The organism is Microcoleus sp. D3_18_C4 (assembly GCF_036702355.1).
Lineage (GTDB): Bacteria > Cyanobacteriota > Cyanobacteriia > Cyanobacteriales > Microcoleaceae > Microcoleus.
Window position 1 is genome coordinate 101,506 of record NZ_JAUBTF010000016.1, and the last position, 14,743, is coordinate 116,248.

Annotated in this window: 14 protein-coding genes and 1 pseudogene; 9 read left to right on the forward strand and 6 right to left on the reverse strand. The window is 47.1% G+C overall.

The features are described from left to right. Positions 1 to 174: 174 nt before the first annotated feature. On the reverse strand, positions 175 to 1,317 hold the full coding sequence (locus QUA90_RS11035; RefSeq protein ID WP_333445446.1) for a hypothetical protein: 1,143 nt from the start codon (positions 1,315 to 1,317) through the stop codon (positions 175 to 177). Between the two features lie 264 nt (positions 1,318 to 1,581). Continuing rightward, on the reverse strand, positions 1,582 to 2,424 hold the full coding sequence (gene dapF / locus QUA90_RS11040) for a diaminopimelate epimerase (RefSeq protein ID WP_333389369.1): 843 nt from the start codon (positions 2,422 to 2,424) through the stop codon (positions 1,582 to 1,584). 312 nt (positions 2,425 to 2,736) lie between these two features. On the opposite strand from dapF, the gene QUA90_RS11045 reads away from it, so the two are divergent. After that, the gene (locus tag QUA90_RS11045; RefSeq protein WP_333150164.1) at positions 2,737 to 2,949 is read left to right on the forward strand and encodes an Hfq-related RNA-binding protein; all 213 of its coding nucleotides are present in this window, start codon (positions 2,737 to 2,739) and stop codon (positions 2,947 to 2,949) included. 176 nt (positions 2,950 to 3,125) lie between these two features. On the opposite strand, the gene QUA90_RS11050 is transcribed toward QUA90_RS11045, so the two are convergent. Further along, the gene (locus QUA90_RS11050; RefSeq protein WP_333445448.1) at positions 3,126 to 5,441 is read right to left on the reverse strand and encodes a cation:proton antiporter domain-containing protein; all 2,316 of its coding nucleotides are present in this window, start codon (positions 5,439 to 5,441) and stop codon (positions 3,126 to 3,128) included. 541 nt (positions 5,442 to 5,982) lie between these two features. Between QUA90_RS11050 and QUA90_RS11055 the strand changes: the two genes are divergently transcribed. Together QUA90_RS11055 and QUA90_RS11060 are read left to right on the forward strand one after the other, a co-directional pair. Then, the gene (locus QUA90_RS11055; RefSeq protein WP_333322734.1) at positions 5,983 to 6,222 is read left to right on the forward strand and encodes a glutathione S-transferase domain-containing protein; all 240 of its coding nucleotides are present in this window, start codon (positions 5,983 to 5,985) and stop codon (positions 6,220 to 6,222) included. Positions 6,223 to 6,258: 36 nt separating this feature from the next. Further along, positions 6,259 to 7,320: an NADH:flavin oxidoreductase/NADH oxidase gene (locus QUA90_RS11060; RefSeq protein WP_333389371.1), complete on the forward strand. Its 1,062-nt coding sequence runs from the start codon at positions 6,259 to 6,261 to the stop codon at positions 7,318 to 7,320. A gap of 215 nt (positions 7,321 to 7,535) precedes the next feature. Here the strand turns inward: QUA90_RS11060 and QUA90_RS11065 are convergent, their stop codons facing one another. Beyond that, entirely contained in the window at positions 7,536 to 7,763 is a 228-nt protein-coding gene (locus QUA90_RS11065) for a hypothetical protein (RefSeq protein WP_333389372.1), read from the reverse strand. Positions 7,764 to 7,803: 40 nt separating this feature from the next. Between QUA90_RS11065 and QUA90_RS11070 the strand changes: the two genes are divergently transcribed. From QUA90_RS11070 to QUA90_RS11090, 5 genes are all read left to right on the forward strand, one after another. Continuing rightward, positions 7,804 to 8,709: a D-hexose-6-phosphate mutarotase gene (locus QUA90_RS11070; protein WP_333389373.1), complete on the forward strand. Its 906-nt coding sequence runs from the start codon at positions 7,804 to 7,806 to the stop codon at positions 8,707 to 8,709. A 332-nt stretch (positions 8,710 to 9,041) separates the two neighbouring features. Next, positions 9,042 to 10,568 (forward strand): phosphomannomutase/phosphoglucomutase, encoded by a 1,527-nt coding sequence (locus QUA90_RS11075; protein ID WP_333389374.1) that lies wholly within the window; start codon positions 9,042 to 9,044, stop codon positions 10,566 to 10,568. Between the two features lie 52 nt (positions 10,569 to 10,620). Then, positions 10,621 to 10,848 (forward strand): hypothetical protein, encoded by a 228-nt coding sequence (locus tag QUA90_RS11080; RefSeq protein WP_333322729.1) that lies wholly within the window; start codon positions 10,621 to 10,623, stop codon positions 10,846 to 10,848. Between the two features lie 132 nt (positions 10,849 to 10,980). Then, on the forward strand, positions 10,981 to 11,922 hold the full coding sequence (locus QUA90_RS11085) for a M23 family metallopeptidase (protein WP_333445453.1): 942 nt from the start codon (positions 10,981 to 10,983) through the stop codon (positions 11,920 to 11,922). A 208-nt stretch (positions 11,923 to 12,130) separates the two neighbouring features. Then, the gene (locus tag QUA90_RS11090) at positions 12,131 to 12,667 is read left to right on the forward strand and encodes a late competence development ComFB family protein (RefSeq protein WP_006631395.1); all 537 of its coding nucleotides are present in this window, start codon (positions 12,131 to 12,133) and stop codon (positions 12,665 to 12,667) included. A 131-nt stretch (positions 12,668 to 12,798) separates the two neighbouring features. Here QUA90_RS11090 and QUA90_RS11095 read toward each other — a convergent pair whose 3' ends face one another. Then, positions 12,799 to 12,969, reverse strand: a complete 171-nt coding sequence (locus QUA90_RS11095) for a hypothetical protein (RefSeq protein ID WP_333081766.1) — start codon at positions 12,967 to 12,969, stop codon at positions 12,799 to 12,801. A gap of 4 nt (positions 12,970 to 12,973) precedes the next feature. Continuing rightward, positions 12,974 to 13,687, reverse strand: coding sequence for a photosystem II biogenesis protein Psp29 (gene psb29 / locus QUA90_RS11100; RefSeq protein WP_333445455.1), 714 nt, complete (start codon positions 13,685 to 13,687; stop codon positions 12,974 to 12,976). A 344-nt stretch (positions 13,688 to 14,031) separates the two neighbouring features. Between psb29 and QUA90_RS11105 the strand changes: the two are divergent. Then, positions 14,032 to 14,674, forward strand: a pseudogene (locus QUA90_RS11105) (RNA-guided endonuclease InsQ/TnpB family protein); the annotation flags it as partial. Between the last annotated feature and the right edge of the window lie 69 nt (positions 14,675 to 14,743).

Here is a 14,743-nt window from a genome sequence, read left to right on the forward strand (position 1 = left end):
AACTCATTAGTCCTCTTTGAGAGGACTTTAGCTTTGAGGCAGGGGTTTCAACCCTTGCCGGACTATCGGTTTTACGTTAAATTCACACTAATGGGCAGTGCCGTTTCCCTACAATTAATCGGGGTAGGGAAACGGCACTGCCGTGTCCTCCGTTTCTCTCATCTCTGAGTGTAACTATAAGGTTTTAATTTGCTCAATCACCCAATCAAAAGTTTCCATAACTTGGTTGAGGGCAGATTCATCTTGCAAAGTAAACAAAGCCAGAGTCGGCGACCTTCTCTCACCCGGTTCTGTAGGCAGCGACAGACCGATCGAACTCAGCTTACTTCTCAATTCCAGCCAATTTTGTTCCGCATTAAAAGGCTGCTGGGAACCATAATTATCAGCAGAAATCTCCATTCTGCCAGCAATATCTACAGTGAATAACTGATAGGGCTTTCTGCCCTTTTGAGGCAATTGAGCGGCGAAACCGCCGTAGGCATCCCCCGTTCCCCACTGGATTTGAACTTCGGGTTCTTGACTTTTTGCCCACAGGTAAATTTCTCTTGCCATTTGCGCCTCGTCCGCGCCTCGTCTAGCTTTGATTTCCGCAAAAAATGAAGATTCATCCCAGCGCCTTCTTTCGCGCGTTGCGCTGGATTTTTTCTGCTGTGCTTCGGCGGTCTGACCGATCACTCTGGGAACCAGCGTTTTCAAACCGTCTTCGCTTACATACTGCTTAATTTCCAGGGCCAAAACTTCAACCGGGTCCATTTGTTCGTTGAGAAATTCCACAACTCGACGCATTTCAGCGGAAATCTCGTCAGCTACAAACACTAAGCGAACTTTACCAGCTTGCAAATTAGTTTTAACCTTCTGCCAAAATAGGTCTTCATTAGCATCCGCACCGAGAAACTCTTCAAAAATCTGTTCAGGATCGCGACCCCGATCGCGACAATTAGCTTCAAACAGAGCAATAATTGAATCGATGGGCCAGTAAAACAACGCATTAGCAGCATAGTCGATCGACTGACCCAAAACTTTTTGCCGCAGTTCGGCATTCGGAGTTCGCCGCACATCCACCAAAGTAGGAACTGCATTTTGGTCGAGAAACAAATGATCCAGCGACCACTGCACCGCTGTTTCCTCATCGCTGGGTGCAGCTTCCCGCGAAATTAACAGCCACCTGCGCGGCGTCGCGCGATCGATTTGGTCTCCCGCGATCAAATTAGGATAAGTTACTAGCAAATCTTGTAACTGGTCTTCCGAGTCGTAGGGCTGTTCCATCATTTCTACCAGCCTATCGTCGTCCTGAATGAGATAAATACCTCCAGCCATGCAAGCCCACCTAGTTAATTTTAGATTTTAGATTTTAGATTTTAGATTTTAGATTTCAGGCTTAGTTATTAGTCTTCAGTCTTCAGTCCGCAGCCAATAACTTGTGAAGGCGGAAGGCATTGGTCAGAATTCAATAAAAATTTTGAATTCAATAATTTTTATTGTTTGTTAATTCCACCCAAAAAACCTTCTGACCAGTTACTAATAACTAATAACTGATGACTGATGACTGATGACTGATGACTAATGATTAATGATTAATCACTAATCACTCATACAACCAGTAAATACTCGCTGTGCCGGCCCAGTCATGTAAATCCGTCCAGAAACTTCTGCCCATTCGATTTCCAAAACGCCGCCGGGGAGTTCAACCGCAGTTACCCGATCGCACTTGCCTACCAACACCCCAGCTACCACAGCAGCACAAGCACCAGTCCCACAAGCTAGAGTAACACCCGCGCCTCTTTCCCACACCCGCATTTTTACATAGTCTGAACGTATCACTTGAATAAATTCCGTATTGGTACGCTGCGGGAAGGCTTTGTTGTGCTCGAATTGAGGCCCGACAGTTTCTAAAGCAACAGCCGCAACATCCTCTACAAAAGTAATGCAGTGAGGATTACCCATGCTGACACAGGTAACAGACCAAGATTTATCAGCAACTTCGATCGGCACATCTATAGCTTTGGCATCCGCTGCAGCCAAAGTTGTCGGAATTTCCGCCGCCAGCAGCCGGGGCACTCCCATATCCACCTTCACCTGACCGTCCGATCGCAATTCCGGGGTAATCACACCAGCCAGAGTGTGGATGCGGTACTGAGTTTTCGCCTCTGACCCTTCCAAATCGGCGATAAACTTAGCCAAACAGCGAATCCCGTTGCCGCACATTTCCGGTTCCGAACCATCGGAGTTAAAAATCCGCATTGTATAATCAGTGTCGTTTTGACCCGGAAGAGCAAATATCACACCGTCTGCGCCAATCCCGAAATGTCGATCGCACCAATCCACAGCTTGTTCTGGCGTGAGCGCGGGTTCTGACGAGTGGCGGTTGTCAATTAGAATAAAATCATTGCCCAGTCCCTGATACTTCGCAAACTCGATCGGCATAAAAACAAACCTCTTTTGGTTAAAGCTGATTAGATAATTTGATTACCAAATTACCCAGTTCCCAGTATTATAAAACTTTATGCAATTTATAGTCCTTTCTACTGAAATATAAACAAATATAATATTTATAACTCCACAGGGATACCTACTTAATGCTGATGTCAATGGCTCAATGAATATTCGTCGAAAAGTAACTGCCAATGGGTTTCTCCCTCATCGATTAGACGCGCTTGTAGTTGCGGCAGTAAAGGTTAAACGGTATAAAGAGAAGAATATGGTTTAAGGTAATATTTGACTATATTTTTCTGAACTATGTCTGAATTTGAAACCGGATTGCCCAGCGTTCGCTTAATACAAAGCTACATCAAAGACAAAAAACAGGTGGAGATTAAACTCCTTACCGGCGACTTAGTAGCTGGCAGAATTTTTTGGCAGGATAATAGCTGCATTTGCCTCCTCGATCCCTCAGAAACACAAATTCTGATCTCGCGACCAGCCATTGCTTATCTCAAACCCAACGGCTGAGAGTGGGGAATGGTGAATGGGGCATGGGGCATGGGGCATGGGGCATGGGGCATGGGGCATTGTTGACTGTTCGCTGTTGACTGTTCGCTGGAAAGCTCACCACTGCCAACTGCCCACTGCCAACTGCCAACTGCCAACTGCCCACTGCCCACTGCCCACTGCCCACTGCCCGCTGACTAATCGCTAAACAGCTTTTCGCTGACTTGGGCCTTGACCAAAGGCAGCTTGAAAGCAGGTTGCGGCACCGGTGGTGAGGCCGTCCGCTGCATCAAGCCGAGCTCGTAGAAGCCGCCACACAGCAGCAAACGATCGCCTTCTTGCAAATTGCTACTTCCGTCGGGCCAGCGAGTAAATTTCCCTTCCCGGCGGATCGCCCGCACCTGCACCCCGTACTGGGTCAGCACATCTACCTCTGACAGTTTTTTGCCCGCCCAAGGGCTCTTTGCTGGCAGCCTCAGCCACTGGCAAGAACTGTCACCCTGCGGTACTGCAACTTCCCCCTTCGCCAGCAACTCAAAACTGATGAGTTCTTCCGGTTCTCCCACTACAAAAAGTCGATCGCCCGAGTGCAAAGCTGTCTTGCCGTTAGGATAATCAATTTCCTCACCATTCTCGCGGACGATCGCCATCACACTGACGCCTGTCAACTGGCGCAGGTTAGTTTCTTCCAGAGTCATGCTGGCAATGGGAGAACCCGACGGCAAGCTGTACCACTCGCTGTTCATATCTCGAACTGCCACTTTCAAATCCCGCGAAACCGCCAAAGGTTCGCGCGGTGGCCGCAATTCCAGATAGCGGCTGCTGCGAATTTGCTGCACTTCCCGCCCGATCGCCATTGCCGAGATCCCAATACTAGCCAACAAGTGGGCAGACAGTTCTAAACTAGCCTCAAACTCCGGCTGCACGACTTCCCAGGCCCCCAGTTGGTAAAGCAGTTCGATATCTTTATCTTGGTTGGCCCGCACCACAATATCCAAATCCGGGACTAATTCTAAAGCCCGCTTCAGACACAAGCGAGTGCTCATGGGATCGGGAAGGGCGATCGCCATTGCTTTTGCCCGTTCCACCCGCGCGGCTTCCAATACGTGCAAGCTGGCAGCATTCCCGTAAATGTAAGGAATTCCTTGCATTCTGCACTCTTGAATTCTACTTTCTGACTCATCGATTACCACAACAGAACAGTTGCGGCTTTGCAGCATTTTGACTAAAATTCTGCCGACTCGCCCGTAGCCACAAACCACAACATAATTTTGTTCCGGCAAACTTTCAGCTATTTCCACAGGTTGAGATGTTTCGTCAAAATAGCGCTGCAAAGGCCCGAAATTTTCCGCCCATTTCAATAACTGTGGCACGCTTCTCAACACAAACGGAGTTAGCACGAGGGTGACGGCTGTCGTTCCTAAAATTAACAGGTAAACGTCCCGCGAAACCAGCCCCATAACTTGGCCGGCACTAGCGAGTACAAAGGAGAATTCTCCTATTTGAGCTAAGCCCAAACCTGCGATCAATGCTGTTTTTAGTGGATAGCCAAATAGTCGGACGATCGGCGTTATAATCAAGAATTTGCCGACAAATACTATAAATACCAGTCCCAGAATTACTTCTAGATGGTTCCACAGAAACATCGGGTCAATTAACATCCCGATAGTGACAAAAAATAAGGATGCAAAAATATCTCGCAAAGGCTCGACATAAGTTAGAGTTTGGTCGGCATATTCCACCTCCGAAATCATTAAACCCGCCACAAATGCGCCCATCTCGATCGAAAAACCCAGATATTCTGTCAGTAGTGCAATTCCTAAAGCCAAAACCACAACTCCCAGCAAAAACAGTTCCCGGCTTTCTGTTTGCGCGAGGTATCGCAGCAACTGCGGTACCATCCAAATGCCGGCGACTACAGCACCGATCGCAAATAACCCGATCCGCAGCAGGGCCCACGCTACCGTCATGCCGATCGCCTCTGCTGGCTGATTGAGTGCGGGCAAAACTGCTAGCATTAGCCCCAAAGCCAGATCTTGAACTACTAATATTCCCAGCATGACTTGACCGTGGGAAGTACCGGATTCATTGCGTTCCATCAAGCATTTCAGGACGACTGCGGTCGAGGAAAGCGACAGAATCGATCCTAAAAACACGCCTTGAGCGGGCGATTCTACCCACCCTACAGCCAAGGAAATTGCAGTAGTAATGGCGATCGTCAGCACAATTTGCAAGCCCCCCCCGCCCAAACTAATGGCTTTAACTTTCTGGAGTTCGGCGAAAGAAAATTCCACTCCCAAGGCAAATAACAGAAAGGCAACCCCGAATTCAGCCAGGGTGTCTACCTGAATTAATTCTTTAATCAGCCCCAAACCGGCCGGCCCAACTACGATCCCTCCAAGGAGGTAGCCGAGAATTACCGGCTGTCGCAATAGCGATGCAAAGAGTCCTCCTGCTGCGGCAGCAGCGAGAACTAGAACTAAGTCAACGATCAGTCGGAAGTCTTCTTGCACAACTTTATGAAAAAAGTATAAAGTTATATTATAGTGTCTAATGTGTTGATTATGTTTAGTGGGTTGAATGTAGTTGGGGAGTCAGGGCAACTGCAACTATAGAACCAGGTATTTTCTGATACCAAAGAGTTTCACTCCTCAAAAGAAGCTTAACCTCTTGCAAGTAGATCGAGGCATTGCGCCTTGATTGAGGGTAATGTTTCACCTCAACGATATGAGCGCGGAGAGATTAAATCAAGTTACTTTATTTAATGAATTTCAGGCGGAATAAAGTGGTGTTGATTACTTTTTTCTATTGGGCGGTTTTATCACGGTTTACGTTCACAGATCGGCGCTCGGTAAAAAGGATTAGTTAACATCGTTTTTATTTATTCAAGCCCTGCTTGCGGATTTACCCGATATACTGGATAATTACTCAGGCACTTTTGTGTCTTTTTCTAGTAATCCCCGGTTTTGCTAACAATAAAGATTTAGGTTTTAGACAAGTGATTTGGTCGTTGCTCTTGATACCTCAAAATGACTTGTCCATTCGGGATGTAGGTTGGACAAAGCTGCCATCGCACCTGTAAAAACTGCACTAGAGGCGATCGAGTCCCTAACTGTAGGACACCCGTATTTGCTCGGTCACGAACTGAGCATTGCCGATTTTTACCTAATTCCGGTCTTCACCTACCTATCGCAGACCCCAGAGTACGAAGCAACGATGGCTCAAACTCCGAAACTGCGGACTTGGTGGAATGAAGTCAGTCAACTTCCCAGCGTCAAGAAAGTCTGTACTTGACATCTGTAGCATTTTATAAATCACGGGTTTACAACCATGTCGCATTTATTTGAGCCATTGGATCAACGTGGCGTTACCTTCCGAAATCGCATTGCAGTTTCTCCCATGTGTCAATATTCAAGCGTTGATGGATTCGCGAATGATTGGCATCTGGTTCATCTCGTCAGTCGAGCCGTAGGAGGGGCAGGGCTTGTCATGACTGAAGCAGCGGCAGTCGAGCCTGAAGGACGAATTACGCCGCAAGATTTGGGAATCTGGGACGATGCTCATATTGAAATGTTGGCGCGAATCGTCGAGTTAATTCACCGCAACGGTGCGGTTGCGGGAATTCAATTGGCTCATGCAGGTCGAAAAGCCAGTACAGCACTTCCGTGGGAGGGCGGCGATGTGCTTTCGGAATCTGAGGGAGGATGGACTTCGATCGCCCCTAGCGCCATTCCATTTAAACCCGATAGCCCCGCCCCCATTGCTCTGAGTATCGAAGAGATTCAGAAGCAGACGGCACTCTTTGTCAACGCAGCTCAACGCGCCCTAGAAGCCGGATTTGAGGTAATCGAGATTCATGCTGCTCACGGCTACCTACTACATGAATTTCTGTCTCCCTTGAGCAATCAACGGACTGATGACTATGGTGGCAGTTTTGAGAATCGCATCCGGTTTTTATGTGAAGTTGTACAAGCGGTGCGAAATGTTTTGCCCGATCGAATACCACTTTGGGTTCGCATCTCTGCAACCGATTGGGTTCCAAATGGTTGGGACATTGAACAAAGTATTGTACTCAGCGATAAATTAAAGTCACTGGGCGTTGATTTAATCGATTGTTCTTCAGGCGCAATTGTACCCGGTGAAAAGATTCCCACGGGTGCAGGTTATCAAACTATTTTTGCCGATCGCATTCGACGCGAAGCGAACATCGCCACCGGAGCCGTTGGTATGATTACTGCACCCGCCCAGGCTGACCACATCATTCGTACAGGTCAAGCAGATATGGTGTTACTTGCCAGAGAAATGCTGCGCGATCCTTATTGGCCGATGCGGGCTGCGAAGCAACTACGTCAGTCGGTGCCTGCTCCAATTCAATACGATCGCGCTTGGTAATTAAGCGGATTTGCGATCGTCGGTTTTACACAAATCCACTAGGAATAACTTTTTTAGTGTTTCTGTAAACCAGTCGCTCAATAAAGGCTTTTTTGATGCGGCCTCAAGTACAAGGCAGGTTCCCATTGCCGTGACGTGATTCGATGCGAACGCTAGCGGATGCAGTCACTCGGATAGCGCTCTTTGGCTTGTTTTAGGCGCATTTCTGGCAATTGTCACCTGAAATCACCCTCGAAGAGATGCGGAGTTTGGCGGCTGCGCCGTGTTTTGAGGAACTGCTGCATTAGCTGGCTGACGGGGAACTCAGCAAGGTGTGTCGGTGGGTTCGATCGCACATCCCCTGGCGAGGTGTTGGCACTCCCAATTCGTTTCTCTGAGTGCATGATTGTGTTGATCGCACCTTCCCGCGTCCAACCCAACAATCTAATCAATCTCGCAACCATAATATCGGATAATTGTAAAGCAATTCACCAAGCCAACAGCATGAGTATTGACCAATTAAACACAGACTACGGCATTGCCGGGAACCTCACATTCGCCACCGGAAACGGTGGTTTCCCGATGATTCACATCGACAACGGTCAAGCCAAAGCCTTAATTTCTGTGTATTCCGGTCAAGTTCTCTCCTTTCAACCCGCCACCGAAACCACAGACTTGATGTTCGTCAGCGACAAAGCCTACTATGCCGAAGGGAAAGCCATCAAAGGCGGTATACCCATCTGTTGGCCCTGGTTTGGCCCCGATCCCGAAGCCTTGGGGCGTCCGAGTCATGGGTTTGTGCGGAATCGCCTCTGGAATGTGCTAGAAACCGCCACAACCCCAGACGGCGCAACCAAAGTCACTCTCGGACTCAAGGATACCGATGAAACTAGAGCAATTTGGCCCCAAGCCTTTGAACTGGCGATCGCAATTACGATCGGCACCAGCCTCACGGTAGAATTAATCACCCGCAATCTAGGCGACAAAGCATTTCCCCTCACCCAAGCTTTCCACACCTATTTCCAAGTCGGCGATATCAACCGCGTGCAGATTTTAGGCTTAGAAAATAGCCAGTATCTTGATAAAGCGGATGGTGGTGTCGAAAAAACTCAAGTGGGTGCAGTAGTAGTAACAGGTGAAGTCGATCGTATTTATCTTGATGTCACCAATGAATTAGTCATTGACGATAGCGCCCTCAATCGTCGGATTCGCATTAAATCATCTGGTAGTAAATCCGTCGTAGTGTGGAATCCCTGGGTGACAATTTCTGCAAATATGGCCGACCTTGATGATGCAGATTATCAGCGTTTACTCTGCGTAGAAACGACCAATGCAGCTACAGATATTGTCGAAGTTCCCCCTCATGGTGAGTTCCGCTTGCAGGCAATTTACAGTGTGGAACGCGACTAAGAAATTAGAGCTTAAGCTTAGCGGTGATGGGGTCAAAATTCTCCGTCAGCGGGTCAACATTTCAATTGGATATTTTGGGCGTTGCTCAAATCCCACCCACAAGACTGGGATTGTTTCTTTAAATACAACTTAAATGCCGATTAGCTGATTGAATTGAAAAACTCTGTCACCCTAATGACTAATAATACCAAATCCCAAATTTCTCCCCTGTTTATTTATTAGTCCGCGAAAGACGTTCGGGTAAGCTGAGTCGAACCGTCTAGCTACAGACAAAACTTTGTATTATCGGTTTCAACCGCCGACTCCGATCTTTTTACTTACCATCCATTATTATGCAAATCTTCAACTGGACAAAACTTCAAAATGGATCAGACATTCGCGGTATCGCCCTCGAAGGAGTTCCCAATGAAAAAGTCAACCTAACGCCCGAAATTGCGACAATCTTAGGTAAATCATTTGTCAGTTGGCTGGTGCAAAAAGTCAATAAACCAGCGGCAGAATTAACGATCGCGATCGGGCGTGACAGTCGCCTATCAGGCCCAACCTTAATGCAAGCAGTCATGGAGGGAATCGCCTCAGTTGGTGCAACAGTGTACGACTTTGACATGGCCTCAACCCCCGCCATGTTTATGAGTACCATTACCCCTGGTTTTGATTGCGACGGCGCGATTATGCTCACTGCTAGCCATTTGCCATTTAATCGCAATGGCTTAAAGTTTTTCACTGCCAAAGGTGGGTTACAAAAGCAGGATATTACAGATATCTTAACACTAGCCCAAAGCAATTACTTTCAGCCCGCCTCATCGCCCGGTAAGATTACAAAGCATGATTTTATCTCAGTTTATGCTAACCAATTTGTCACCAACATTAGGGAAGCAGTCAATCATCCCGATAATTTTGAGCAACCACTAACAGGATTAAAAATTGTTGTAGATGCAGGAAACGGTGCTGGCGGTTTTTATGTTGATAAAGTCTTAAAACCTTTAGGTGCAGACACTACGGGCAGTCAGTTTTTAGAACCCGATGGTACTTTCCCCAATCATGTGCCAAATCCCGAAGATAAACAGGCAATGCAGTCAATTTGTCAAGCGGTAATTGAACACCAAGCTGATTTTGGGATTATTTTTGATACCGATGTCGATCGCAGTGCGGCCGTCGATCAAGTTGGCAAGGAACTCAATCGCAATCGCTTAATTGCCTTGATTTCTGCCATCATCTTAAAAGAACACCCAGGCTCTACCATTGTCACGGATTCTATCACCTCCGATGGCTTAACGCAATTCATCGAACAAGATTTAAAAGGGATTCACCATCGCTTTAAACGCGGCTACAAAAATGTGATTGACGAGTCGATACGCCTCAATGAAGCCGGACAGGAATCATGGCTGGCGATTGAAACCTCTGGACATGGAGCTTTGAAAGAAAATTACTTTCTGGATGATGGCGCTTATTTGGTCAGCAAATTGTTGATTGAATTGGCTAAATCAAAGCTAGCAAATCAATCTTTGCCGGATTTAATTGCGAATTTAAAAGAACCCGAAGAAAGTGCAGAATTTCGGATTAAAATTGGTGTGGATGATTTCAAGGCTCACGGCGATCGGGTTATTGAACAACTGCAACAATTTGTCTCGACGCAAGCAGACTGGAAAATAGTTCCCAATAACTACGAAGGTCTGCGAATTTCCAGCACGTCAGCTAGCGAATCCGGCTGGTTTCTGTTACGCTTATCACTCCATGATCCGGTGATGCCTTTGAATGTGGAGTCGAATGTTAAGGGTGGTGTCGCTCGCATAGTGGCTAGGCTTTTAGCTTTTTTCCAAACCACCGAATCTCTTGATTTTTCGGCACTATCGATTTAAGTTTTACTCGTGTCAGACTATTACTAAACCCAACCCAAGGAGGAATTTCATCATGTGGCTTTTAACCATAAAATGTTCTGCTGAAAGCTGGGATACCCATTCCAAAGCTTTCAAAGCGATCGCTGATAAATATCCGGCTACGCCTCTTTCTTCCAAAAAGATGAAAGGCGATGGTCAACGGATTATGGAATATCAGCTTGAGAATGTCAATGATGTAGAGGAATTTATGGAAGAATGCTTAACCTTAAATGGTTTCACCGCTACCTTTGAATCCCTATAAATTTAGGTGATAAGATTATAGCCATTCTCAATTTTTATCTACGGCTGTTTCTCTGGACTCATTGCGGATTGCTATAGTTAGTCTAGATAGTTAAAAATATATCAGCGAGAGAAAGGTTAAGGACTGCTAGTGATGGTAATGAGTGTGAATCGAGACAACTGCGGGCTAAGTACGGAAATAATTACAGGTCGGATTTTGCGGTGGGGGCAGTTGAAAGCAAACAAGCTAACCGCTAGTTCGATCGGGGGAATTGTTGCTGGCTTTCTGAGTTTTGCCCTGCCGGTGCAAGCTTTGCAGGTAGTTGTGACGCCGGCCAATCCCCAACTGGGAGATACGCTGTCAGTAATGATTCAAGTTGACGGTAACGGCGGGGAAACTCCCAAAGTGTCTCTACAGCAAAAAAACTACCCCGCGTTTCCGATCGGCAACGGCCGCTTTCGGGCCCTGTTGCCGACGACGCCGGTAGAGAAACCCGGTGCCCGCCAAATCCAAGTCGCAGGTGACGGACAAGTGCAGAACTTGAGCGTGCAAGTGCGCGATCGAAATTTTCCCACTCAATCCATCTGGCTACCGCCTGGGAAAGACGAGGAAGGTACAGATGCTGAATTCGATCGCGTAGACGCATTTAAAGCACTCGTGACACCCGAAAAATTTTGGGACGGCAAATTGTTGCGCCCCAACTCCGGCGAAATTACCACTATTTACGGGGTGCGACGCTATTATAATGGGGTATTTGCTCAAGACTACTACCACCGCGGCGTGGATTACGCGGGTCCTTCCGGTTCCCCTGTAGTGGCACCAGCAGCCGGTCGCGTGTCTCTAGTGGGACGTGAATCGCAAGGCTTCAAAATCCACGGAAACGTGGTTGGTATCGACCACGGTCAGGGCGTAGCAAGTATTTTGATGCACCTCAGCCGGATTGATGTCAAGGAAGGCGATGTCGTGAAAGCCGGTCAAGTAATTGGTACTGTGGGGTCAACGGGGGCTTCTACAGGCCCTCACCTGCATTGGGGACTTTACGTGCATGGGCAGTCGGTCGATCCTGTACCTTGGCGACTTCAGGGAGTTGAGTAGGAGTTTTTACAGGTTTTGACGGATTTATCAGTCAATTATGGGGTAAGTTTGTGGCTAGGGTGTGCAGATAACTGTGATGGGTTATCAGTATTGAGTTAGGATTTGTATAAAATTTCTCAACTCAACTCTCAAAACTCGAATCTCAAGACGCTAACAATCGCGTCTTCACAAAACTTTATTGATGATGCCGTTGAGCGGGGACGCATATATGAGTATTGAAAAAATTGTTGAACAGGCTTTGCAGGATGGCTATTTAACGCCGTCTATGGAAGCTGAGGTGGGACGGATCTGCAATACGGCTTCGGAATTGTCGATCGAAGAGTACATGGCTCTCGATCGTCTGATGGGCTCTTTGTTGACTGGCGAAGTTGTAGTTCTGCCACGCAAACAGTTCATCAACGTGATGGAAGAGTTGGTACTCAGCGATGCGATCGCTAGGGTAGCAGAAATTGAGGCGACGAGCGACCTGAGTCTGGATGTGGGAGATATTGCAGCTTATGCTTTAAATAGGCTGCCACCTCTGTACGCTACGACGGAAGAGGGCGCTCACTTTCAAAGGGCTAGGGCTAAAGAGCAACTTCACGATTTGATTTCCAAAGAAGTCAACGCAGCGATCGCCCGCAACTTGGATCGGCCCGACACCCCAAACCCCACAGCTTTGGGCAAGTCTTCGGGAAACGAAGTTCTTTCACAGCTAAGCACTTGGCTGCAAGCTAACGCCACTAATTTTGAGCCCCAGCCTTAGTACCACCCCAACAGCTATATTTTGATTAAGTCGATCCCGCTCAATTCAGAAAGCGGGATTTTTAGTTTCTGGGCAACCAACATCTGAAGGCACAAGGCCGAAGCCAGAATTCAAGAAAAAAAATTAAAAATTTAAGAGTTTTTATTTGATGTAAAAAATAAAAAACTCCCTCTTTCTTCTTCCTTGTTCCTGACATCCGTTACATCCGTTAGAGAATCCGTTGCCGAACTTCCTTCTTCCTTGTTCCTGACATCCGTTACATCCGTTAGAGAATCCGTTGCCGAACTTCCTTCTTCCTTCAAACGATTAATTGCTGCTGTCAGAAGACTCAGCGGAGGGGCCAGCGGTAACTTTTGTTTCTCGCTTTTCGCGTTTTTTCCGTTCCGCTTGGATGACATCTTGAAGCACTATTCGTGCTTGAGCCATTTTTTCCAAATTGCTGCGGTACAAATCTAAATCTTTGCTAACTTTGTCTTCTGGCAGGTGCAAGGCCACACAGACTTTAGCGATCGCGTCGTTTCGCGTTTCTTGGTCTTTTACTAAGTTAGGGTCAGCTTTTTCTAACAGCGAGAACAAACCGATCGCGAACAAGCGGCTGTACTTAAATTGAGGGTTGCTGGCGATCGCCCCTAAAGACGCTTGCAAATCCGCTGTATCTTCAAAGCTGGTAGAGCGATCGAGCCACGAGAGCAACTCTTGCCCAGAAAGTCTATCTGCCAAGCTTTCCAATCGCTGAGCGTCTTGCTTGTAGCGCTCTGGATCGTCTTCTAGGGACTTGCACAAAGCGTTAAAAATCGAAACTCTGTCGGCTTCTGGGGCGTACCCAAGCATGAATCGATCAAAAGCTGTCACTACACCCAAAGCATAAATCGGGTCGTATTGAAAATCGGCATTCGCTGAAAGCAAGTGCATTTCTACCATCAACTCTTCCACCACTCGACGGTAAATTGAGTTGATCGGTCGAGTGTGAATCGTATAGAAACTTCGCTTAGTATCTGAAACAGTACGGTTATTGTTCACCTGAGTCTTATAGATAAATAATTTTGCCGTAGCGGGCGTGCCAGCGCGGCGTGAGTAAAGTCGGGGGAGTCTATCTGCGATCGGGCTGACAAAAATTGCCAGTTTTTTAAGCGTTGCCGCCGGATTGCGAGACAATATTTTATCAAAAATATTTTACGCGCGATCGGCAGCAACCATTAATATGTCGCAATAGGAGGGGCAAAACCCCAGTATCTTTACAATCATAGCTCTTCTGGGATCGCTCATCAGAAAAATGGGTAGAAACCCCGTCCTTATAGAACGGCTTCACAAAAAGACACAAAACCAAAGCGACTAACTCACAAAAGACGTGCTAGAGCGTGAAGATGGAAAAAGCCTACCGCTACCGATTCTACCCGACCGTCGAGCAAGAAAATCTCTTGCGACGGACAATGGGTTGTACCCGGTTAGTGTATAACAAGGCTTTGCCGGCCCGCACGGAAGCTTGGTACGAGCGTCAAGAGAGGGTTGGCTACAGAGAAACTTCCTCGATGCTGACGAATTGGAAAAAAGAAGAGGAACTCGACTTCCTCAACGAAGTTAGTTGCGTACCTCTTCAACAGGGACTCAGACACCTTCAAACAGCTTTTACCAATTTCTTTGGGGGACGAGCCAAGTACCCTAATTTCAAAAAAAAACACAAGGGTGGTAGCGCTGAGTTCACCCGCGTCAGCTTTCCGTTGGAAAAACGGGCAAGTGTTTCTGGCAAAGTGCAATGACCCGCTACCTATTCGCTGGAGCAAACAAATTCCAGCAAGCTGTGTTCCTTCTACTATGACGGTAAAACTAACACCGGCTGGACGCTGGTATGTCTCTATACTTGTAGACGACTACACGCTCAAACCACTTCCCAAAACAAATAAAACAATCGGCTTGGACGTGGGAATTAGTAGCCTGAGTGCTACTAGCGACGGCAATAAGATTGCCAACCCCAAGCATTTCAAGCAGCTTCGTAAGAAGTTACAGCAAATTCCATGTAAATGTGGTACACTACATTCAGTACATCAGCAGAAAAAATGAAAGCTTATTCGATCGAGT

Bases quoted from the DNA above. Each gene is read 5' to 3' on its own strand.
- dapF (WP_333389369.1), bottom strand. From the start codon at position 2,424: ATGCCGATCGAGTTTGCGAAGTATCAGGGACTGGGCAATGATTTTATT.
- QUA90_RS11065 (WP_333389372.1), bottom strand. From the start codon at position 7,763: ATGGTTGCGAGATTGATTAGATTGTTGGGTTGGACGCGGGAAGGTGCG.
- QUA90_RS11085 (WP_333445453.1), top strand. From the start codon at position 10,981: ATGGTAATGAGTGTGAATCGAGACAACTGCGGGCTAAGTACGGAAATA.
- QUA90_RS11060 (WP_333389371.1), top strand. From the start codon at position 6,259: ATGTCGCATTTATTTGAGCCATTGGATCAACGTGGCGTTACCTTCCGA.
- QUA90_RS11035 (WP_333445446.1), bottom strand. From the start codon at position 1,317: ATGGCTGGAGGTATTTATCTCATTCAGGACGACGATAGGCTGGTAGAA.
- QUA90_RS11075 (WP_333389374.1), top strand. From the start codon at position 9,042: ATGCAAATCTTCAACTGGACAAAACTTCAAAATGGATCAGACATTCGC.
- QUA90_RS11045 (WP_333150164.1), top strand. From the start codon at position 2,737: ATGTCTGAATTTGAAACCGGATTGCCCAGCGTTCGCTTAATACAAAGC.
- QUA90_RS11090 (WP_006631395.1), top strand. From the start codon at position 12,131: ATGAGTATTGAAAAAATTGTTGAACAGGCTTTGCAGGATGGCTATTTA.
- QUA90_RS11080 (WP_333322729.1), top strand. From the start codon at position 10,621: ATGTGGCTTTTAACCATAAAATGTTCTGCTGAAAGCTGGGATACCCAT.
- QUA90_RS11070 (WP_333389373.1), top strand. From the start codon at position 7,804: ATGAGTATTGACCAATTAAACACAGACTACGGCATTGCCGGGAACCTC.